The sequence below is a fragment of the Paenarthrobacter sp. NPDC090517 genome, assembly GCF_044769165.1.
GTDB lineage: Bacteria > Actinomycetota > Actinomycetes > Actinomycetales > Micrococcaceae > Arthrobacter.
This window is the reverse complement of sequence record NZ_JBIVXN010000005.1, coordinates 244,843-263,763: the sequence shown is the minus strand read 5'-3', so window position 1 is coordinate 263,763 and position 18,921 is coordinate 244,843. Positions and strand designations below refer to the sequence as shown.

Genomic DNA, 18,921 nt, shown 5'->3' with positions numbered 1-18,921 from the left:
GGCAGACCCAGTCTATTGAGACAGACTGAAAGGAGCTTGGAAACCCGTACCGTCACCACCCGCTTTGAATCTGAATCAGGCCCGACACGCCGCGAAGGACGGCGCGTCGCCGAGGAGATCCCGTCAAAGAAGGTCAGGAAGCCACACGCCGGCCAGCGACCGACGCCGGGACCGCCGGAATGCGCTGCCGCTTTGCATACACGCGTGCACGCTGGCTGGACAGTGCCAGGAGCACCAGGATGTCAGTGGCCAGCCCGGAGAGACCGGCTTCGAGGGTGATGTTTGCGCTGCCCGTGGAGTAGTCGATTGCCTGGACCAGAATCGAGATGGAACTCAAGCCCATGGCTATCACGCGGGCGCCGTTGCTGCCAAGAAAGATGCGCCAGGCCAGAAAGACTTCTCCCAGCCCGAACACCAGGACCACAGCTGCTATCAAGGCGATTCCCGCCGTCGTGCTTTGCGGGTCTGACGAGTCGTCGTCGAAGCTGAGTCCGGATATTTCACCGCCGGAGGTGAACAACGTGATCGCCAGGATCAAAGCCGCCACCGCCCTGGCTACCACCAAAGCAGCACCCATCAAGATGGGGGCGGGCCGCCTGTCCCTGCTATCGGTCCGGCTGGGCGGCTGATCCGATGGAACCTGGACCCGGCGTGCATCGATGATCGGCAGGTCGCCGTCGGTGGAGATGGAGTCACCGCCGCCATTGCGCGTGTGATAACCGGTGGAGAAGTCCTCGATGACCTGCACAGTCACAGCGGGCTCAGCGGCCGAAACGGTAGAAACAATGTGGTCCCGTTCCACATCCGTGTTCTGTTCAATCTTGTGCGTGATCTGCAGTGTGAACAGCGAGAAGCCGACGCTGCGGTCGTACGTCCCCGCCGCCAACCAATCCACCTTGTGGCCGCCCGGCAGGAGCCAGCCCTCGGGGCAACGCCAGAAGCGGACGTGGTGGCGTTTGCCGGGGGTGTTGTTGACCTCCTGCTGGTACGCGAAGTCCTGTTGGCGGTCGAAAAGATACAGGGGGCTGACCGGCGCCTCCGTGTAGCTCTGCCTGAAGATGGTGGAGCTGATGATACGCCGGCTGCTGGCGAACGTGACGTCATCGGCCATGGTCCAGCCGGCGGACCTCATCATCGCGTGGATCTGGGGTTCGGCCCCCAGCAAAGCAACGTTGACGGGGTCACCGAGCAGGCCGTCGCTGGTCCGCGCGCGGCCAATGAAGTAGCCGGGGACGTAGATGGTGGTCAGGATCCGGTGCAGCCGGGGCAACAGCAGGTACGCGAGGAACGCCCAGAACACGACGGAAAACCATAGCTGCCCCCACCCCAGATGGAAGCTCTCCCCCACCAGCAGGAAAGCCAGCCAGACTGCTGCTGCTCCGCCAAGGATGAAGAATCCATGGTCAAGCCGGCTGTCTGTGACTTCCTTGTTCGGCACTTTGTACATATAGCTCCCCCTCGTGCCCCTTAAGCTTCAGGCTTCGGGTAGGAGTTGTACAGGCTTAGGGCAGCAGGTTCGGCACTTGGAGCTGCCCGTTGTTGACGAGCCATTGTACGGATTCGCGCACCGCCTGCTCAGGTTCATACGCCGGCGCGTACCCGATCATCGACCTGGCCTTGTTGATGGACATGCAGTGATTCCTGGAGAGGTGCGCCCAGCTGATATCGGCAGATTCCGGTGTGGTGTTCCGGCGGAACTCCTCCCAACTCACGGTTTCCATGCGGGGCTCCTGTCCGAACCAGGAAGCGGCGATGCCCACGTAACCTCGAACCGTCAACGCGGTGGGAGCAACAATATTGAAGTCTTCGCCGGCTGCAGCGTCCCGTTTCCGGATGGCTTTCTCGAAGGCCTGCGCGACGTCGTCGGCATGCACATGGTGCATCGACTCGGTCCCGCTTCCGGGAACCTGGAGGACCTGCCCCGACGCAATGGTCTGCCAAACCCCAGGATCCAGATTGCCCAGGGGCCCGATCGGCTGCCAGCCGGGGCCCACGATGTGGCCGGGGTGAATCGATGTTGTGGGCAACCCTCCCGTAGCCGTCTCCTCCTTGAGCATGCGGGCAATGTCGCGTTTCCGGATCCCGTACTCGTCCAGAGGTTCGGCGGCGGAATTCGCTCCTTCTGTCAGGGGCAACTTCAAGCTGACGCCGTACCGCCAAATGGAGCCGCAGTGCAGCAGATGCCCCACATCGCTTCGGAGGCTCTTAACCAGCGCAGTGGCTGATTCGAGCGTGAAGCAGATCAGGTCAACAACGACGTCGGCACCCAGCGCCGCAATCCGGGCACCAAAGCTGCCCTCGCGGTCCTCCTGCTCCCGGTCAGCGACCACCTGGCGGACCTGCTGCCATTCAGGGACGTCAGCATAGGACGCCCTGGACCCGCGACTGATGTTGATAACCTCGTGGCCGCCACGCACGAGCCTGGGGATAAGGAAGGACCCGATATGGCCGCTGCCACCGATCACAACGATTTTCATTGTTCTCCGATCTCCACGAAGCACCGTTTGGCTAAGCCGCATCGCCACCAACGTCAACCCAACACATAATAACGAGACTTACTTGTTCCCGGGTTAGACAAACGGCAGGCTCCCCCGACTAGCATGAATAGTCCGGGCAAGCCCGGGTACGTGACCTCTTGAACGACCCCCTCGGACGGTCGGCGTTGACGCGGCGACCACGTAAAGGAGAAAACTGTGCGGGAGCCTGCAGTCAACGAGAGCGTGTCAGAAATCAGCGAAACTTCGGAAGAAAATCCGGAGGAGACGCCACAGGAAACGCCCGATGAAACCGCAAGCGAACCGGCGGAAATCACGTTCGACGAACAGTTCTATCCAGCTCGCCCGAAGGCACTACGGCCGATCGCCCGGAGGCGGCAATTCTTCGCCGCCCGGCCCTCCTTGGAATTCGACGGCCTTAACTCCACCTACGTGGACTGGCTCAGAAACCAATCCATGCTGGGTGATGCCAACACCATGGCCCGGCAACTGTCCGGGCAGGCCAGCATGTGGCAGAACTCCTATGCCAGGCCGAATCCGCGCTCGGCGGTGGAGCGTGCACCCGTCTGGTTCACGGCTTACCCCTTGTCCTTCATCACCAAGGACGGACAGTCCTTCCTTTCGGCGTTGGGCGATCCCGCACTCTGGGACGCGTTCAGCGAGATCGGCATCCGGGGTCTGCACACCGGACCGGTCAAGCTGGCCGGTGGCATCCGCGGCTGGTCCCAGACCCCCAGCGTGGACGGCCACTTTGACCGGATCAGCATGGCGATCGACCCCGCCTTCGGTACTGAGGAAGAGTTCCGCCAGATGTGCGAGGTGGCCAATGACCACGGCGGCACAGTCATTGACGACATCGTGCCCGGGCACACAGGCAAGGGAGCGGACTTCCGGCTCGCCGAAATGAATTTCCGGGATTACCCCGGTATCTATCACATGGTGGACATCCCCGAAGAGGACTGGCACCTGCTGCCCGACGTCCCCGAGGGCGAGGATTCGGTAAACATCAGTCCGGCAACTGAGGAAGCCCTGCAAAAGGCCGGGTACATCATCGGCCGATTGCAGCGGGTCATCTTCTACGAACCCGGCGTCAAGGAAACCAACTGGAGCGCCACTAAGCCCATCATCGACACCACCGGCAAAACCCGCCGGTGGGTCTATCTGCACTACTTCAAGGCCGGCCAGCCTTCCATCAACTGGCTGGACCCAACCTTCGCCGGCATGCGACTTGTGGTTGGCGATGCCCTGCACTCTTTGCTGGACCTGGGAACCGGCGCTCTCCGGCTTGATGCCAACGGATTCCTCGGCGTCGAGAAAAGCGCCGAGGAAGAACCGGGTTGGTCCGAGGGCCATCCCTTGTCCGAAGCCGCCAACCAGCTGATTGGTTCAATGATCCGCAAGGTGGGCGGGTTCTCCTTCCAGGAACTCAACCTCACCATCGATGACATCAAGACCCAGTCCGAGTCCGGGCCGGACCTCTCCTACGACTTCATCACCAGGCCCGCCTATCACTACGCCTTGGTCATCGGAGATACAGAATTCCTGCGCCTGACCCTGCGGCTTTCCATGGAGATCGGCGTGGACCAGGCCTCGTTGGTACATGCCCTCCAGAACCACGATGAACTGACCTACGAGCTGCTCCACTTTGCGGCGGGCCACAGGGATGATGTCTTCGAACTTGCCGGTGAGGAGCTCACCGGCGCGGAGGTGGCGGAGAAAGTCCAGAACACCATGCGGGAAAGGCTCACGGGGGAGAACGGACCGTACAACGCGGTGTTCACCACCAACGGCATTGCCTGCACCACGGTCAGTTTCATCATGGCGGCCCTTGGCATCAAGGATCAGGATGCCATCACCGAGGAGCAGGAAGCGCAGGTCCTGGACGCCCACGTGCTGCTGTCCATGTACAACGCGCTGCAGCCTGGGGTTTTCGCGCTTTCCGGTTGGGACCTGACGGGCATCACGGCGCTTGATCGCCAGACCGTCCGCGAGCTCACGTCGCAGGGCGATACCCGCTGGATCAACCGTGGCGCACACGATCTCATGGGCACCAGCCCGGACGCGAAAACCTCTCTGGCCGGAATGCCCCGTGCCCGGAGCCTCTACGGCCCGCTGCCTGAGCAGCTGAAGGATCCCAACTCCTACGCCCGAAGGCTGCAGCAGATCCTGACTGTGCGGGAGGAGTCGGGAATAGCCACGAGCACGCTCCTGGACGTGCCCGATGTTTCCCATCGAGGGCTGCTGGTGCTGGTCAACCAGCTCGCCGACGGAGCGCTGCAGGTCACCGTCCTGAACTTCTCGGACCAGGACATTGCGGGCAGCATACAGTCCTCGCACCTGGTTCCGGGCTCCACGGTCCACGATCTGTTCAGTGGCGAAGACGTCAGCCAAGTGGATGACCTCCACAGCTTCTTCCTGGAACTGCCCGCTTTCCAAGGCACTGCGCTTCTCTTGAAGGACCCGATAGTGGAGGACGAGGTCACCGAATAGGAAGCACGACGTCGGCACTTACGGTGAGTGCCGACGTCGAGGTTTGGTGTTATCCGCCGCCGCCCGGAACGCCTAGGGGGTAGGCGCGTACATCCTCCATATAGACAAGCTGGCGACCGTCTGCACACTTTCCCACGTCTCTCGAATCCACGTCGAACCCCCCAAATGAGATGACATCACCGATGCTGAAGGATGTTCCGTCAGGCATCACCAACCCAGAGTCTGTGACCTTTGTGCCAGTCGGAAACAGGAAGCCGTTGCCGATACAACCGCTTTTGTCCGCTTCAAGTTTCAGTATCCGGAGAACATCCGGGCGCATGTGAATGCCCTCAGCGATGCGATGGTCGATTTCGGTAGTAGAAACGGCCAACTTACCTGCATTACCCGTAACGATGTCGGCTTCCACCGTCGGCGTCGGGGAGCCTAACAATAGAGGCGGCAATCCGTTAGGGGAGCTGGTCGAGTCATTATGGGGCGCAAGGTCGGGCTGCATGGCAATGGGCGCAGCTTGTTCAGTGAAGGGAGCCTGCATGGAGGACGTCAGGACGACGCCCACAACAACTGCCGCCGCGGCCAGTGCCCCCGCACCGATCATCACCCGCCGACTGCGTCTGTTAGGCCTTCGGTGGAGATCTTCGATGGAGCCGCCGACGGAAAGTTGCTCGGCGTAAGTGTCCACAACAGACAGGCTTTTCCCACGGCTACCGGCCAATTCTTCTTCCGTGACAGCCAAGGCAGGGTCTGCCGCAATCAGGCGTTCCATGCCGGTCGCTTCTTTCCTCTTCATCGCTGCACGTCCTCCGTAATGTGGTCCGCCCGAAGCAGATTGCTGAGTTGTTTCCGCGCTCGATGCAATCGCATCCTGACGGCCGTGGCGGTGACATCGAGCAGGTCCGAGATCTCGGCGGAACTGAATCCGTCCCAGTACGTCAGCAGGAGAACCTCGCGCTCCTCGGGCTTGAGCCGGTCCAGCGCGTCCCTCAATTCGCCGTCGTCAGAATCCAGCTCGTGCGTTCTCTGCCGCTCCAGTTGCTGAGCAAGGTTCATGGAGCGAAGGCTTGAACGGTAGTGGTTTCGAAGAACGTTGCGGGCAATGCCAAACACCACAAGAACAGAGAGTTCCTGGTCCTGTCGGGACTTTTCCCACGCGATCCGGAACACGTCGGCGGTGAGGTCCTCCGCCGTTGACGCACCTTCTGTTCGACGCCGGAAATAGCGGTAAACCTTGTCGTGGCACGCCGCGTGTGCTGCCAGGAAATGCTTCTGCCTGGCCAGTTCCACACGATCCCCCTGCTCCGTTTGCACGCTCATACCCCGTTAATGTCCGGCAGTGAGAAGAAAGTAACCAGCTTCCCTAGTTTTCCCGCGAGGGTTAGACCGTTTCAGCCGTGGTTGCGGCGTGCTTCTACCTGCGTGAAAAGCAGCCAGGTCAACCAGACACCCACAAGGATCGCAACGCCAGGAAGCAGGTCAACGGGAGCAAGTTCGCGTCCTGCGGGGAGAAGCGCAAAGCCCATCCACAAAGCCACGACCACCACAACGATGCTCAGTGCCTCTGGAACCAGGTCCAAAGTCCTGCGTCGGAGCAGCTTAGCCGCCAGCTCGCCAAGCATGATCACCACGATGGCCGCTCCCATTCCCAGCGGATACGCGCTGAAGCCGGGAACGAAGTCCTGGCTGGTGCTCCACACCATAAAGACAATCAAGCCCACCAAGAGCGCCGAGGACTTGATGAGCGCCCCACCAGTGAGCAAGACCGGAATCCTCCGCTCCTTGTCGTGGCGCTTCCGTGGAATGTAGTCCCATGCGCCTCGGGTGAGCTTGGAGCTGATCCATCCGGCAACAAGCACCAGGGCCAGCGGGACCAGCACGGGCGTCACGTAGTTGTTGCTGACGGCCCAAAAGAAAGCCAAAAGCGCCGTGTAAACCTGAGGGGTGGCAATGATTCCCAACCACCAGCCCGTCAGGAATTCCTTGCGGGCTCCGGGGAGGTCAACAGGATGGACCAGGAACTGGGTTTCCGGGTCCGGTAGTTGGACCTTTTCTTCGATGGGATTCATGACGTCCTCCAAGGGACCTGCTCGATGTAGGGCGGGCGCAGACCCGCTCTGGCGATTTCGTATACCTTCTGGCGCGCCACACCGAGCTCAGCAGCTACGGTTACCGCGCTGTATTCGTCCAGCAGCTCGGCAACAGCCGCCGACCTGACTCCGGACGCCCTCGAGTTCAAATGCGCAGCGAAGATGCTCACCTCGGCTGAGAGGAGTGCAACGGCGAGGGGGCCGCCGAATGGATCTGCCCAGCCTGGCTGGCCCACGGCGGCAGCCGCATAAAGGGCATCCCCACCATCGGCGAGGACAGCCTTGAGCTGTTCCGGGGTGATGCCGCGTTCAGCGAACCTTGCGGCTGCGGTTTCCCTGGTTCCGTCGTCCAAAGGACGGTGGGTGAGGACCTGCTGCCACTGTGAATCCGTGGGGCTGGATGCAGGAGTGTCACCCCTGGGTTGACTGCTCATGTGGTCCATGGTGCGCCACACTTGGTTGCAGCGTCAACCCCCGGGTGACAAGCCTAACTTGCTGCAGTTGTTCCCAGGTCAATCCAGTACCGGCGGAAAGGCCGCCCATCTTCACCCGTCCGCACATCGTCGAGCAGCCCACCGCAACGCTCGATGGTTCTAATCGACGCCGAATTGTCGTCGTCACAAGTCAGCAGAACACGATCCGGCAGAGCCGCACCCGACTCGCCCTGCACAGCCAACCGGGACAGCAGTTCGCGCAGGGCCCAGGACGCCGCCCCCCTCCTGCGGTCCGAGGGTCGAATCCCGTAGCCGATGTGCCCACCCGAGTTCAGGAGAGCCGGAGTCAAATGGTGACGGAAAGCAATGGCTCCGACGTAGCGTAGGCCCTCCGTGATCCAGAGGTAGGTGCACGGAACAATGCCATCCTTCTCGGACGCGCTTTCAGCGTCCAGCAACTTACCAACCCAATCAGCGAAGCCCTCGGAGCTGGTGACGTCGTCCGCCATGAAGACGGCGGCACCATCCTGATGGGCTCCTGCCCACTCGCGGTGGGACTCGAGGAATGATTGGTGGAAGGCGACATTCGGCGGGACGATTTCAAACATGTCCTCGACTCTATACCGCGCCCGCCCCGACAGGGACCCCTCGAAGCGACACGCAGAAAAAGTAATCGACAAACTTGTCATATCTATGACAGGTGTCGTAGATTCATTCCGTCCAACAAGTTTATAAACACAAAGGAGTGATTCAAGTGCTTAAGCTCAAGCGACTGGCCAAGCGCCGTTCCAAGCTGAACTTCGTGTTCAACTAACCCAAGAATAAAAAGTGGGGACCACGCACCGCGTGGTCCCCACTCATCATTGGAGGCAAGAATTGGCAGCCGTAACCTACTCCCTCAAGCAGTCGCTACCGGTGATCACCACGGCAACGGCCGTGCAGATCGGATTGGCGCCGCCCAACGCAATCGAAATCGAGGACGCTCCTGACGGGCTGGCTGAACTACTCAGCTTCGCTTCACAGCCACGGACACTCGACGATTTGGGCGGGAAGGCCCAACTCCTGCTGGGCGAAGGCTCCGGAGCGATCGTCGAGGAACTTATCGACGCCGAGATTCTGGTGCCGTACAGATTCGACCTCTCCGGCCGGTACAGCCGTCATGACCTGTACTTTGAACTTGCACACAGCACCGGCCCCGGAGCCAGCGACACGCTGAGCAACCGAAAGGTCACGCTGATCGGCGTGGGAGGAATCGGAACAAACGTTGCCATGCAACTTGCAACGGCCGGAGTCGGTTCCATTGTCCTGGTCGACGGGGACACTGTGGAAGAAAGCAACCTGACCCGGCAGTACCTCTTCACGGCGCAAGATATTGGTTCTCCCAAAATCCAGGCAGCTGCAAGAAACCTTCACCTCAGGGCCCCCGACATCAACACGGTGGAAGTCGCCTCCATGATCTCCGGAGTGGAAGATCTCTTGCCTGTTTTTCAGGACTCAGACTTCGTTGTGGTCTCCGCCGACACGCCACAGGAAGTGCTCGAATGGTCCAACCAGGCGTCCATCGCCACCGGCACACCTTTCACCTGCGCGGGGTATCAAGATACGCGTGGAGTGGTAGGCCCTGTTGTACGGCCAGGCATCACCCCCTGCCTGCAATGTGCAGCGACAGATAACGACGGCAGGACCCAATCAAAGGCATCGCTTTCCACAACAAACCTCAATAGCTCGTACCAGGCTCCAAGCTTTGGGCCGCTTAACTCCATCGTGGCTTCCATTACCGCCATGGAAGTGTTCCGCTACCTGCTTACCGACTCCACCAACCTTGACGGCAGGAGGCTGGTGTTTGACTCCCTGCAGTTGGCATCGGAGTTCGAGGATTTTGCCAGGAATGACCACTGTGCTGCGTGCACCTGACCGCAATAAGGGCGTGGCCCTCGTTGCCTTAACAGGGGCCTACGTAGTCGCCTCGGTGGCCGCAACGGTGGTCAACAGAAACTTCTGGCCAATCGCATCAAACAACATGTTCAATGCGAAGTTCAAGGACCGCGTCTCAAGATTCGCGGTTGAATTCCACCTGCCTGACGGAACAACCGTTTCCTGCGGTCCTGCAAACTGTCTTCCAACTCAGTTCTTCCGGGCCGGGGCAGTGTTCGCCAGCATCTTCATGGCGGAGGAAGATCAACCAAAGAACGTCCTCTGCCAGGGAATCATCCGGAGGCTTCGAAGCAACGCCTGGAGACCGTTTGACGAGGTTCGCGCCCCCGCTCACCTGCCCGGCCTTCCCTTGAGGATGGACGTCCTGGTGGCAACTACTGTTCGGGGAATGCCTGAGGAAAAGGAAATTGTGTACAGCTATGTTCCGACAACTTCGCAGTAAACCAGTCCAACTCCAGCAGGTGCGCAATGCGGCAGTGTGGGTCGTTGCCGCCCTGGCGCTGACCCTCCGCCCCGGCCCGGCTGCTTCCCGGGACTATCGAGCTGCAGTTGCTTCACAAGAGTCAGCTGTGGACGGCACGCCCGATGACGGGACCGCGTGGAAGAGCCGACGTGCGGCAACCGGGCTTCTGATGGCGGCCGCAGCGGCCGGCGAGGTTTGTGGAAACCCGGACTCAAAGCCCTCTTCTTGGATTCGGCGGGCAGCGCTGGGATTGTTTTTGGGAACACGGGCTTTGGATGCCCGATCCCTACCGGGCCGCTGGCCATATGACACGTTCATTGAAGCGGTACTCGTCATCAGTCAGATGTCCAAGCCGGGCAGTGGCCAGTCCCCGAACCTGCCGCTTTCGGTCTCACGGGTTGCGCTATATCTGCCCTACACGCAGGCCGGCTTGTCCAAACTCCTCCATGGCTATGACGCGTGGGTCAGGCGCGGCGATGCCAACCATATATATCACTCGCACCTGTTGGCCGCGGATACTCACCCGTTTGCCCAAGAGCGATACAGAGCGCCGGTTCGTGCCCTGACCCGCACAATTCCCTTTCTTGAATTAGTCGCGCTCCCCCTTGCACTCATTATTCCCGGCAAGTGGCGGATTGTAGTTCCCTGCTGCACCACCATCTTTCACATGGTCATTGCCCGCACATGGAATATCAGCTTTTGGCAGGCTCCCGCGATGCAATGGCTTCTCACATCGATGGAAAAGCAGCCCGACCTTGTCACCATTCTCCATTCATCCCGAGGTAACTGAAGTGTCATTAGCAAAACCATGGCAAAGGCGCCTGCACCTCACGGGAATGTGGGTGAATTCCTTGGGTGGAGGTGCGTACAACATTGCACTGCCGCTCATAGTTCTGCAGACAAGCGGCAGCCTTGCCCAGATGTCCATCGTTGCCGTGGCATCACAACTTCCGAAGGCTTTCCCCGGAGTGCTCATCGGCGGACTCGCAGATCGTATGTCCCCCCGCGCCATGACCCACATAGGCTATTGGGGTCAAGCACTGGTTGTTGCTGCAATGGCGCTGCTGATAGGCCCCTGGCACACGCCCTTTTGGGTCCTCGTACTAGGCGCCTTCCTACGCGGCAGCCTCGACATGTTCGCCCGGACAGCCACCTTCGTGGCCATCCCTCAGATGTACGGTGACGGCACGGCGAAGTTCAACGCCGCAGTGTCCACCGCGTGGACCTCAGCTTCCATCGTGGGTCCGGCAGTTGGTGGAGCTTTGAGCGCCGTTTGGGGTCCGTGGTGGTTGCTGGCTGTTGACGCAGTGTCGTTTACGGTAATTGCCTTGATCATGAATTTCCTGCCTTGGCCGGAGCGGCCGAGCAGCCTGCCGGATCGGCCGGGTTTCTTCAAGGAACTTTCTGCCGGGTACCGGAGGCTTACCCAAATCCATGGTTGGTGGCGTTTTGCCGGGACAGTTGTCCTCGTCGGCTTCCTGTCAGCCCCCTTGTCCACATTGGCGATTTTCCAGACCTCCGTTGGCCTCAATGGGTCCACCACCGAAGTAGGAATCGTGGGCGCAGCAGCCGCGGCGGGCCTCTTCTGCGGTTCGATTCTGTCAGGTTTGCTCTCCGACTGGCGCCCAAATCTTCTGATGCAACGCTCCTCGTGGCTTATGGCAGCTGGGGCCTTGCTCTTCTTCATCCCGTCGTGGATTGCCGTGGCAAGTGCCCTCTTCTTCGTCTGTACTGGCGGCATCGCATGGACGGTGGGACGCACATCCCTCATCCATCAGCAGATTCCCTCGTCTGACCTGGGCAAGACCATGACGGCCGTCCAGTTTCTTGAAACTGTATCCAGTCCCCTTAGCCTTGCAGTTGCCACATTTCTTATGGGCGTCTCATCATTCATGGCCTTTGGCTCCATCCTCCTGGCAGCCCTTCTTTCGGGAATTCTTGCAATCAGTTCAGACTCCATGCTGAGACCAAGTGAAGAGAAACGAGAGGTCAAGCAGGCGGAACCTGTCCAGTAGCTGCAGGCCGTCCCGGACGGGCAGTGCGCTAGTCAGTTGCCCCGGCTCAACTTCCGGCTTTGGACAGCTGCGTGTGTTTTGCGCAGCGCATCTATGGAAGCCTCATACGACTTCTGGGCCACACCCACAAACAGGCAGTCGACGATCATCATCTGCGCTATCCGACTCCCCATGGCGCCAGGGCGGAAAGGAGTTTCACGGGCTGCCGTGCTCAGCACAATGTCAGCCACCCTCCCCAGTGGTGACTCGGCATGGTTGGTGATGGCGATGGTGACGGCTCCGGCCGCTTTGCCCGCCCTCAGGAAGTCGATGGTGTCCGAGGTGGCGCCTGAGTGCGAAATGGCGACAGCAACGCCGTCGGAATCCAGCAGTGCCGCTGAGGCGAGGGCGGCGTGCACTTCGGGCCAGACAAAGGAGACCAGGCCTATTCGGTGCAGCTTTTGCTGCAGATCCTGGCCCACCAAACCTCCCGCGCCCACGCCGAAGATATCGATCTTGCGGGAGCCGGACACTACATCAATGGCCCGAGCCAGCTGTTCGACGTCCAGCACTTGGGCAGTATCAGCGATGGACATGGTTTCGTTGAAGGCGATTTTGGAAACGATGTCTTGCAGCGAGTCGGCAGTGTTGATGTCCTCGTAGACCTCAGCCGGAATTCCATGCACAACACTCTCACGGGCAGTTTCACGCGCAAGATCCAGGCGAAGATCCGAGTAGCCGCCGTAGCCCACCTTTTTGTAAAAACGGACCACCGAGGTGGTGGACGTTCCGCACTCCTCAGCCAAATCGCCGATGGACATGGTGGAGGCCCGGGATGGATCCAACAAGACCAACTCAGCCACGGCCCGCTCCGAGGGGCGCAACGCGGGCAGGACAGATCGAATCCGCACCAAAACAGTGCGGGACAACTTTGCGTTTCCCGGCGCTTCCAGCATGTTTTCCTTCCGACGAATCGAACCCGACCCACGGTGTTGATCCAAGGTCCTCATCCAAGGCCCTGTCATTAAGTTACACAAGCATCGAAGCAGAGGTAAGTTATTGACGCACTACCGGCTAGCGAATACGGTCGGTGTAAGGAAAGTCACAAATCTTGTCATGCTCCTCGCTCACTTTTGAAAGGCTTCTTGATGGCACTCGACCGTAGAAAGCTGCTCCATGCATCGGGGCTGGCGGCCGCTGCCGCCGTCGTCGCACCCTTCGCCCCCAGCGCAACCGCCAGTGCCAACCAGAACAGGCCGGGGAAGCCGGGAACTCCAGTCAGCGGCGCTGATGTAGCCGCCGCCAACAACTGGAGCATCTTCGCCGGCCGCAAAGTGGGAGTCATCACCAACCCCACCGGCGTCTTGGCAAACTTCCGCTCAATCGTGGATGACATGGCGGCCAAAGGTGTGGAAGTCGGAGCGGTCTTCGGACCCGAGCACGGTTTCAGGGGGACCGCGCAGGACGGCGCCAGCGAAGGAACAGCCGTGGACCCCCGGACCGGCATCACGGTCTACGACTCCTACGGCGCCACTGTTGCCGATTATGGGCGCTTCTTCGAAGCCTCCGGCGTGGACACCATCTGCTTCGACATCCAGGACGTCGGCGCACGCTTCTACACCTACATCTGGACCATGTGGGGTGCCATGCAGGCGGCGTCGAAGGCCGGAGCCGCGTTTGTTGTCCTGGACCGCCCGAACCCCATCGGCGGCCAGGCACGCGGACCGGTCCTGCAAAAGGGGTTCGAATCCGGCGTTGGCCAACTGGGCATTGCGCTCCAACATGGGATGACGGTGGGCGAGCTCGCCAAATACTTCAACGCAGTTCACCTTCCGGCCACCGGCCTCACACCCCTCCAGGACCTTCAAGTGGTGGAGGTCCAGGGATGGCGCCGCGACATGACGGGACCGGAGCACCGGGCGGCGTGGATCCTGCCGAGCCCCAATATGCCAACACCAGAAACCGCCACCCTGTACCCCGGCACGGCCTTGTTCGAGGCCACCAACATGTCAGAAGGGCGCGGAACCACCCGGCCGTTCGAACTCGTCGGCGCACCCTACGTGGACTATCGCTGGGCGGAGGCCCTGAACAGCAAGGGCCTTGCGGGTGTCACCTTCCGCGAGGCGTACTTCCAGCCAACACTTTCCAAGAACCAAGGCCTCATTTGTGGTGGCGTCCAAGTTCACATCACCGACTCCACCCGCGTTGAAGCCTTGGAACTGGGAACCCACATGTTGGTGGAGGCCAAGCGTCTGTACCCCGGTTTCGGTTGGCGTGGCGACGGCGGACGATGGATGGGCCTCCTGAGCGGCTCGGCCCGCTTTGCTGAACAGCTCGACGCCGGTGCTGACGCCAAGACAATCATGGACAGCTGGCGGTCCGAACTGGACCAATTCGTGCGCGACACCCGCGAGTACCTCCTCTACAACGGCAAGCGCTAGTCCTACAGACACAAACCTCAACCGCAACAAGGACGATGGGATTGGGATTCACATGCAACGACAACGCACTTCACTCATGACGGCGGCCGCCACTGCGCTCCTGATGACAGGCGCGGGGGTGTTGGCTGGCGCGGGCACGGCACTTGCGGCCATATCCACCACTGGAAGTACGACGACGGTCGCCGCCTCTCCGGATATCGAGGCGATGATCGCCGGCATGACGCTGGACGAAAAGATCGGCCAAATGACCTGGACGCATGTTTACGGTTCATCAGCGGACGACACCTCCATGGCAGCAAAGAACCAAGAGCGGTACGGCGTCAACACGCCCGCGGAGGTGGTGGAAAAGTACAACCTCGGTGGCGTCCTCTACTTCGCATGGTCCGGAAACACCGCCAACCCCCAGCAGGTTGCAGGCCTTTCCAACGGCCTGCAGCAAACGGCACTGCGGGAGGACGGAAACGGCATCCCACTGGCGGTCACCATAGACCAGGAAGGTGGTTTGGTTGCCCGCATCGGCCCGCCCGCCACAGTGCTCCCGGGGAACATGGCCCTCGGCGCCACCGCAGACGCGGGTCTCGCCAAGGCGCAAGGTGAAATCCTGGGATCCGAAATGCGCGCCATGGGTATTAACGTTGACTTCGCACCGGTCCTGGATCTCAACTCCAATCCTGACAACCCCGTCATTGGCATCCGTTCCATGGGTGAAGACCCCACGCTAGTCAGTGCACTCGGTGTCGCCCAGATCGAAGGCATCCAAGCACACAACGTGGGTGCAGCCGCAAAGCACTTCCCCGGCCACGGCGACACTTCAGTTGATTCACACTATGGATTGCCCACCGTCACCTACGATCGCGAGACCCTCAACCAGCATCTCAAGCCGTTCAAAGCCGCAATCGATGGCGGCGTGGATATGGTCATGACGGCTCACATCATTGTGGAGGCCATTGACGCGGAGATGCCCGGCACCCTGTCCCACAAAGTACTCACGGGCTTGCTTCGGGATGAAATGGGCTTCAAGGGTTTGGTGACAACGGATGCCCTGGATATGGCGGCCATGGCTGCCGAATGGCCTCAGGAAGAGATCGCAGTGAAGGCGATCCAGGCCGGCTCTGACATCCTCCTCAACTCCCCCGATGTGGACGCATCGTTCGCTGGGGTTCGCGCCGCCGTCGAGTCCGGCGCGATCACCGAAGCCCGCCTGGACGATTCAGTCCGAAGGATCCTTGAATGGAAGGTCAAGCGCGGCGTTTTCGAACAACCCTTGGCCGACCCCGCCGCTGTGGACAGCCTTGTTGGAAGCGCGGAGAACCTGGCCACGGCCAAGCTGATCTCCGAGCGTGCAGTCACGCTCCTCCGCAATGAAGGCCAGGTTTTGCCGCTTGCTTCGGGCAGTTCCGTGCTCATGGTGGGTGCCGGTTCAGCATGGCCGGAGCTCGTGGGTCCAATGCTTAAGGATCAGGGATTCGCGGTGACGGAAGACTACGAGGATGGGGCCTCGCCGTCCGCGGCCTACCGCTCGCGTGCGGTAGCCGCCGCCGGCAACGTCGACGCCGTCGTCTTCGCTTCGTACAACGCAACCAGCAATGCTGCACAGCAACAGATGGTTGCGGAACTCGCAGCCACGGGGACGCCGGTCATCGTTGTGGCCACGCGAAATCCGTACGACATCAGTGTCTTCCCCGGCGCCGACGCCGTGCTCAACAGCTATGGGGTCAAGGAAGTTAACTTCCACGGTGCCGTCCGCGCCATTTCGGGCGCGATCAACCCGAGCGGCAAGCTGCCGGTCAACGTTCCGGAGGCCGACGGCGACGGCGTCCTGTTGCCTCTGGGCTTCGGCCTGAGCTACGAAACGGCGACGCCGGCTGCGGTCACCTTTACGGACCGGCCGGGTCATGGGCAGGATGACTACACCATCCCCTCCGTCCCGGGTGTGTCATACCTGATAGACGGCAAGGAAGTGGCAGCCGGGAGCTACAGGAAGCCTGCCGGCACTGTGACCGTCACAGCGAAACCGGAGCCGGGATACGTCTTCACCGCTGGCTCAGTCACGGAGTGGAGCCACACGTTCGCCACCGGGCTCCCCAAGCCCTAGGAAGAGCTACACCACCGGCGAGTTCAGCAGGGCGACCGTGATGAGCAGGGCAATCCCGAACATCGGGAGGCAAAGAATGATGTTGGTCAGGCGGTTGTCCCTCATCACGGCCACGAACTCCCTGAGGAAGGCACTGGGCACAAAGTATCTGGCCGTGGGAGCACCCACAACCTCGGCGTTGATCCGTTGCCGACGGGACAATAGTGCTGCGCGCAGTACGTGGTAGTTATTGGTGCATACAAGCAAGGGCCCCTGGATACCCTTGTCTGCCAGCAGTGCCACGGAATAAGCAAGGTTTTCGCGGGTGGTGGTGGCCTGGTTCTCCTCCAACACATCCGCGGCAGCCGCGCCCTTTGCCACCAAGTACTCCTTCATGGCGGTGGACTCCGGCCGCGGCTCGTCCGACCCCTGGCCCCCGGAAGGTACCAGGACCGGCTTGGCCGGAGTACCGCCGTCGTAAATTTCCAAGGCCTTGTTCAAGCGCGCGGCGAGCAACGGCGGGACCTTGCCGTTGATCAGACCGGAGCCGAGGACGATAACGGCCGCAGGGTTCGGGCTGAAACGCATTCGGGAATACACCAGCGCGTATCCCAGGAACACCACGAAGGCGCAGCCGAGGTAGGAGCAGAGGAAGAAGGCCAGAGCAGCAATGCCGGCCAGCACCGGCTGCCCGCTCAGCACAAAAAGGAAGGCGACTACCGGGGCGAGGAACACTGCCAGCCCCACCGCGATCGGGAGGAAGCTGGTCATGCCGGGGCCTTCCCTGCGGACCATCGTGATGCCGTTGGCGATCAGGAAACCGGCGAACACGAAAATGCTCACCACCGGGACAACCAGGACCAACAGGTTTAACCATTCGAACCACGGGTTCAGGTCTATGAGGAACTCCAGAAGAGCCTGCAAGAGGAACCATGCCGCCACCAGCAGGAACACACCGTTCCGGAGCCGACGCCGGTCGGACTGGAACGAGGCAAGGAAGAGCCCCGCAAAGAGAAGTCCAAGGACCAGGTTCAGCATGATCCAAGCCTATGCGCTGGGGCTAAGGCCCTCGACGGCGGCTACCTCGCCGATGTCGTACTGGACGCCGTCAGAAGCCGGACGGAATAGCCCGTGATAGATTCGACAGGCGAAAAAACGCAAACAAAGGTGGTTGACCATGGGCGATGCAAGGACATCCCAGCCGCGGTATTTCAGGGCTGCTGCTGCATCGCTGTTGCTGGTTACAGTCTCCGGCGGACTCTCGGCCTGCGGGGAGGAGAAGAAACCCGCACCCCCTTATCCGGCGGTCGAATGGCAAGGAGCCGCTCCAAGCGGGCCCATTGAGGCTGACCCGTGGGTCATGGCGGCCCGCAAATCCCTGGAGGCCCAGGCTGTGGCACAGAATATTACGGACTTCACCCTGCCCGAGTTGGTGGAGACCACTGGCTTGGAGCTCCGCGTCCGCATTTCCAGGTCTCCGTTGAACGACGTGGCACAGAAACGTCGCCCGGACATCCGTCCGGGACCTGACCCTTTCCTGCCTATGAAGGTCCAGCCGGGCCCGGTTCCCGGCACTGCCGAGGTGCATGGGTGTTTGGTGCGTTGGGCATCAGAAACGGGTGACGTGCCCGATCAATTGAGTGCCTCCGGCGTGATGTTCCGGATGGAACAACTCCCGGAAGGGCAACAGCGGATCAGCAGCGTCGTTACACTTCCGGATCTGGACTGCAGTACCGCCGAACCCCCCGTTGCATTGTTCGTGCCCGCTCCCCAGCCGTCGGAGGTCACCGACGCCAAGGATGTTGTCCGGGCAAAGCCGGCCGACATCGATCCTGCCTGACTGGTTCCTCAGCGTTCCCTCGCGATCCGTTCAGCAAAGTCTGTGAGTACCGCCGCAACAGCGTCTGGATGGCTGAGGGTAACGTAATGGCCCCCTGGGATCTCGACCGGTTCAACTCCGAGCCGTTGTTGTACCTGTCGCCTCATGAAGGGTGCCGGGAAGAACTGGTCATCCCGGCACAAAATCGCCAAGGTGGGAACGTCCGGATGATCGCCAGGCCACGGCCCTGACATCCAAGCGCCTTGCTGGTCCCGTTCTCTCTGGCTGGCTTCGCGAGCCAACTTATCGGGCACGAGATTGAAGAAAGCGTCATCGGGGATCGTCTCCCGGTGGTGCCCGGTATTGGTCCACCAGTCACCGAAGGTCTCACCCGGCATCGGAATCATGGCCGAGAGATACACCAAGCCGTCGGAGTGGAGTTCATCGCACACCAACGGTGCCGTGAAACCTCCCAGCGAGTGCCCCACCACGATGGTGTGCTCAGCATCGCCAACTGCTTCCGACACGGCCCGGGTATAGTCCTCGAGTCCGGCGTCGCTGTCTTCGATGGGCAGGTCAACGGCCACGACGCCATGCCCGGATGCTTCAAGCAGCGGGCTGACCAAATGCCAGTCCCATGCGGTGGAACCACCACCGTGAATCAGTACGAAAACCGCCATCATTCCCCGTTTCGC

Annotated in this window: 18 protein-coding genes; 8 read left to right on the top strand and 10 right to left on the bottom strand. The window is 60.9% G+C overall.

The features are described from left to right. Positions 1-133: 133 nt before the first annotated feature. The gene (locus ACIQTW_RS16830; protein ID WP_402939098.1) at positions 134-1,447 is read right to left on the bottom strand and encodes an LssY C-terminal domain-containing protein; all 1,314 of its coding nucleotides are present in this window, start codon (positions 1,445-1,447) and stop codon (positions 134-136) included. 55 nt (positions 1,448-1,502) lie between these two features. Then, positions 1,503-2,477, bottom strand: coding sequence for an NAD-dependent epimerase/dehydratase family protein (locus ACIQTW_RS16825; protein ID WP_402939096.1), 975 nt, complete (start codon positions 2,475-2,477; stop codon positions 1,503-1,505). Between the two features lie 216 nt (positions 2,478-2,693). Here ACIQTW_RS16825 and treS point away from each other — a divergent pair, with 216 nt between their 5' ends. Further along, positions 2,694-4,985 carry a maltose alpha-D-glucosyltransferase gene (treS, locus tag ACIQTW_RS16820; RefSeq protein WP_402939093.1) on the top strand — a complete coding sequence of 764 codons (2,292 nt, stop codon included), beginning with the start codon at positions 2,694-2,696 and terminating at the stop codon, positions 4,983-4,985. A gap of 49 nt (positions 4,986-5,034) precedes the next feature. Here treS and ACIQTW_RS16815 read toward each other — a convergent pair whose 3' ends face one another. The 5 genes from ACIQTW_RS16815 to ACIQTW_RS16795 all read right to left on the bottom strand — a co-directional run bounded on the left by ACIQTW_RS16815 (position 5,035) and on the right by ACIQTW_RS16795 (position 8,108). Then, the gene (locus ACIQTW_RS16815; RefSeq protein WP_402939090.1) at positions 5,035-5,772 is read right to left on the bottom strand and encodes a hypothetical protein; all 738 of its coding nucleotides are present in this window, start codon (positions 5,770-5,772) and stop codon (positions 5,035-5,037) included. Next, positions 5,769-6,296: an RNA polymerase sigma factor gene (locus ACIQTW_RS16810; RefSeq protein ID WP_402939087.1), complete on the bottom strand. Its 528-nt coding sequence runs from the start codon at positions 6,294-6,296 to the stop codon at positions 5,769-5,771. Before ACIQTW_RS16810 ends, ACIQTW_RS16815 begins: the two co-directional genes overlap by 4 nt. 71 nt (positions 6,297-6,367) lie before the next feature. Beyond that, entirely contained in the window at positions 6,368-7,045 is a 678-nt protein-coding gene (locus ACIQTW_RS16805) for a hypothetical protein (RefSeq protein WP_402939085.1), read from the bottom strand. Beyond that, the gene (locus ACIQTW_RS16800) at positions 7,042-7,500 is read right to left on the bottom strand and encodes a hypothetical protein (RefSeq protein WP_402939083.1); all 459 of its coding nucleotides are present in this window, start codon (positions 7,498-7,500) and stop codon (positions 7,042-7,044) included. The genes ACIQTW_RS16805 and ACIQTW_RS16800 overlap by 4 nt, the downstream gene beginning before the upstream one ends. Positions 7,501-7,553: 53 nt before the next feature. Next, on the bottom strand, positions 7,554-8,108 hold the full coding sequence (locus ACIQTW_RS16795; protein ID WP_402939080.1) for a GNAT family N-acetyltransferase: 555 nt from the start codon (positions 8,106-8,108) through the stop codon (positions 7,554-7,556). Between the two features lie 268 nt (positions 8,109-8,376). Here ACIQTW_RS16795 and ACIQTW_RS16790 point away from each other — a divergent pair, with 268 nt between their 5' ends. Genes ACIQTW_RS16790 through ACIQTW_RS16775 form a run of 4 tightly spaced genes read left to right on the top strand, consistent with a single transcriptional unit; the run spans position 8,377 to position 11,913 of the window. Beyond that, positions 8,377-9,414 (top strand): TOMM precursor leader peptide-binding protein, encoded by a 1,038-nt coding sequence (locus tag ACIQTW_RS16790; RefSeq protein ID WP_402939077.1) that lies wholly within the window; start codon positions 8,377-8,379, stop codon positions 9,412-9,414. Further along, positions 9,389-9,877, top strand: coding sequence for a hypothetical protein (locus tag ACIQTW_RS16785; RefSeq protein WP_402939074.1), 489 nt, complete (start codon positions 9,389-9,391; stop codon positions 9,875-9,877). The genes ACIQTW_RS16790 and ACIQTW_RS16785 overlap by 26 nt, the downstream gene beginning before the upstream one ends. Further along, a complete protein-coding gene (locus tag ACIQTW_RS16780) occupies positions 9,855-10,688 on the top strand; it encodes a hypothetical protein (RefSeq protein WP_402939072.1) in 834 nt (277 codons plus the stop codon). The genes ACIQTW_RS16785 and ACIQTW_RS16780 overlap by 23 nt, the downstream gene beginning before the upstream one ends. A 1-nt stretch (position 10,689) precedes the next feature. Further along, entirely contained in the window at positions 10,690-11,913 is a 1,224-nt protein-coding gene (locus tag ACIQTW_RS16775; RefSeq protein ID WP_402939069.1) for an MFS transporter, read from the top strand. Positions 11,914-11,945: 32 nt separating this feature from the next. Here the strand turns inward: ACIQTW_RS16775 and ACIQTW_RS16770 are convergent, their stop codons facing one another. After that, positions 11,946-12,848 carry a MurR/RpiR family transcriptional regulator gene (locus tag ACIQTW_RS16770; RefSeq protein WP_402939066.1) on the bottom strand — a complete coding sequence of 301 codons (903 nt, stop codon included), beginning with the start codon at positions 12,846-12,848 and terminating at the stop codon, positions 11,946-11,948. Positions 12,849-13,040: 192 nt separating this feature from the next. On the opposite strand from ACIQTW_RS16770, the gene ACIQTW_RS16765 reads away from it, so the two are divergent. Together ACIQTW_RS16765 and ACIQTW_RS16760 are read left to right on the top strand one after the other, a co-directional pair. Beyond that, positions 13,041-14,333 carry an exo-beta-N-acetylmuramidase NamZ domain-containing protein gene (locus ACIQTW_RS16765; protein WP_402939063.1) on the top strand — a complete coding sequence of 431 codons (1,293 nt, stop codon included), beginning with the start codon at positions 13,041-13,043 and terminating at the stop codon, positions 14,331-14,333. A gap of 52 nt (positions 14,334-14,385) precedes the next feature. Then, complete coding sequence (locus ACIQTW_RS16760) at positions 14,386-16,428, top strand: glycoside hydrolase family 3 protein (RefSeq protein WP_402939060.1); 2,043 nt, start codon at positions 14,386-14,388, stop codon at positions 16,426-16,428. A gap of 6 nt (positions 16,429-16,434) precedes the next feature. Here the strand turns inward: ACIQTW_RS16760 and ACIQTW_RS16755 are convergent, their stop codons facing one another. After that, positions 16,435-17,445 (bottom strand): YdcF family protein, encoded by a 1,011-nt coding sequence (locus ACIQTW_RS16755; RefSeq protein ID WP_402939057.1) that lies wholly within the window; start codon positions 17,443-17,445, stop codon positions 16,435-16,437. A gap of 139 nt (positions 17,446-17,584) precedes the next feature. Between ACIQTW_RS16755 and ACIQTW_RS16750 the strand changes: the two genes are divergently transcribed. After that, a complete protein-coding gene (locus tag ACIQTW_RS16750; RefSeq protein ID WP_402939055.1) occupies positions 17,585-18,247 on the top strand; it encodes a hypothetical protein in 663 nt (220 codons plus the stop codon). Between the two features lie 8 nt (positions 18,248-18,255). Here ACIQTW_RS16750 and ACIQTW_RS16745 read toward each other — a convergent pair whose 3' ends face one another. After that, positions 18,256-18,906: an alpha/beta fold hydrolase gene (locus tag ACIQTW_RS16745; protein ID WP_402939052.1), complete on the bottom strand. Its 651-nt coding sequence runs from the start codon at positions 18,904-18,906 to the stop codon at positions 18,256-18,258. Between the last annotated feature and the right edge of the window lie 15 nt (positions 18,907-18,921).

What these genes read in the sequence shown, in the direction of transcription:
- ACIQTW_RS16830 (WP_402939098.1), bottom strand. Translation starts at nt 1,447, where the DNA reads ATGTACAAAGTGCCGAACAAGGAAGTCACAGACAGCCGGCTTGACCAT.
- ACIQTW_RS16825 (WP_402939096.1), bottom strand. Translation starts at nt 2,477, where the DNA reads ATGAAAATCGTTGTGATCGGTGGCAGCGGCCATATCGGGTCCTTCCTT.
- ACIQTW_RS16815 (WP_402939090.1), bottom strand. Translation starts at nt 5,772, where the DNA reads ATGAAGAGGAAAGAAGCGACCGGCATGGAACGCCTGATTGCGGCAGAC.
- ACIQTW_RS16810 (WP_402939087.1), bottom strand. Translation starts at nt 6,296, where the DNA reads ATGAGCGTGCAAACGGAGCAGGGGGATCGTGTGGAACTGGCCAGGCAG.
- ACIQTW_RS16805 (WP_402939085.1), bottom strand. Translation starts at nt 7,045, where the DNA reads ATGAATCCCATCGAAGAAAAGGTCCAACTACCGGACCCGGAAACCCAG.
- ACIQTW_RS16800 (WP_402939083.1), bottom strand. Translation starts at nt 7,500, where the DNA reads ATGAGCAGTCAACCCAGGGGTGACACTCCTGCATCCAGCCCCACGGAT.
- ACIQTW_RS16795 (WP_402939080.1), bottom strand. Translation starts at nt 8,108, where the DNA reads ATGTTTGAAATCGTCCCGCCGAATGTCGCCTTCCACCAATCATTCCTC.
- ACIQTW_RS16785 (WP_402939074.1), top strand. Translation starts at nt 9,389, where the DNA reads ATGACCACTGTGCTGCGTGCACCTGACCGCAATAAGGGCGTGGCCCTC.
- ACIQTW_RS16780 (WP_402939072.1), top strand. Translation starts at nt 9,855, where the DNA reads ATGTTCCGACAACTTCGCAGTAAACCAGTCCAACTCCAGCAGGTGCGC.
- ACIQTW_RS16770 (WP_402939066.1), bottom strand. Translation starts at nt 12,848, where the DNA reads ATGCTGGAAGCGCCGGGAAACGCAAAGTTGTCCCGCACTGTTTTGGTG.
- ACIQTW_RS16765 (WP_402939063.1), top strand. Translation starts at nt 13,041, where the DNA reads ATGGCACTCGACCGTAGAAAGCTGCTCCATGCATCGGGGCTGGCGGCC.
- ACIQTW_RS16760 (WP_402939060.1), top strand. Translation starts at nt 14,386, where the DNA reads ATGCAACGACAACGCACTTCACTCATGACGGCGGCCGCCACTGCGCTC.
- ACIQTW_RS16755 (WP_402939057.1), bottom strand. Translation starts at nt 17,445, where the DNA reads ATGCTGAACCTGGTCCTTGGACTTCTCTTTGCGGGGCTCTTCCTTGCC.
- ACIQTW_RS16750 (WP_402939055.1), top strand. Translation starts at nt 17,585, where the DNA reads ATGGGCGATGCAAGGACATCCCAGCCGCGGTATTTCAGGGCTGCTGCT.
- ACIQTW_RS16745 (WP_402939052.1), bottom strand. Translation starts at nt 18,906, where the DNA reads ATGGCGGTTTTCGTACTGATTCACGGTGGTGGTTCCACCGCATGGGAC.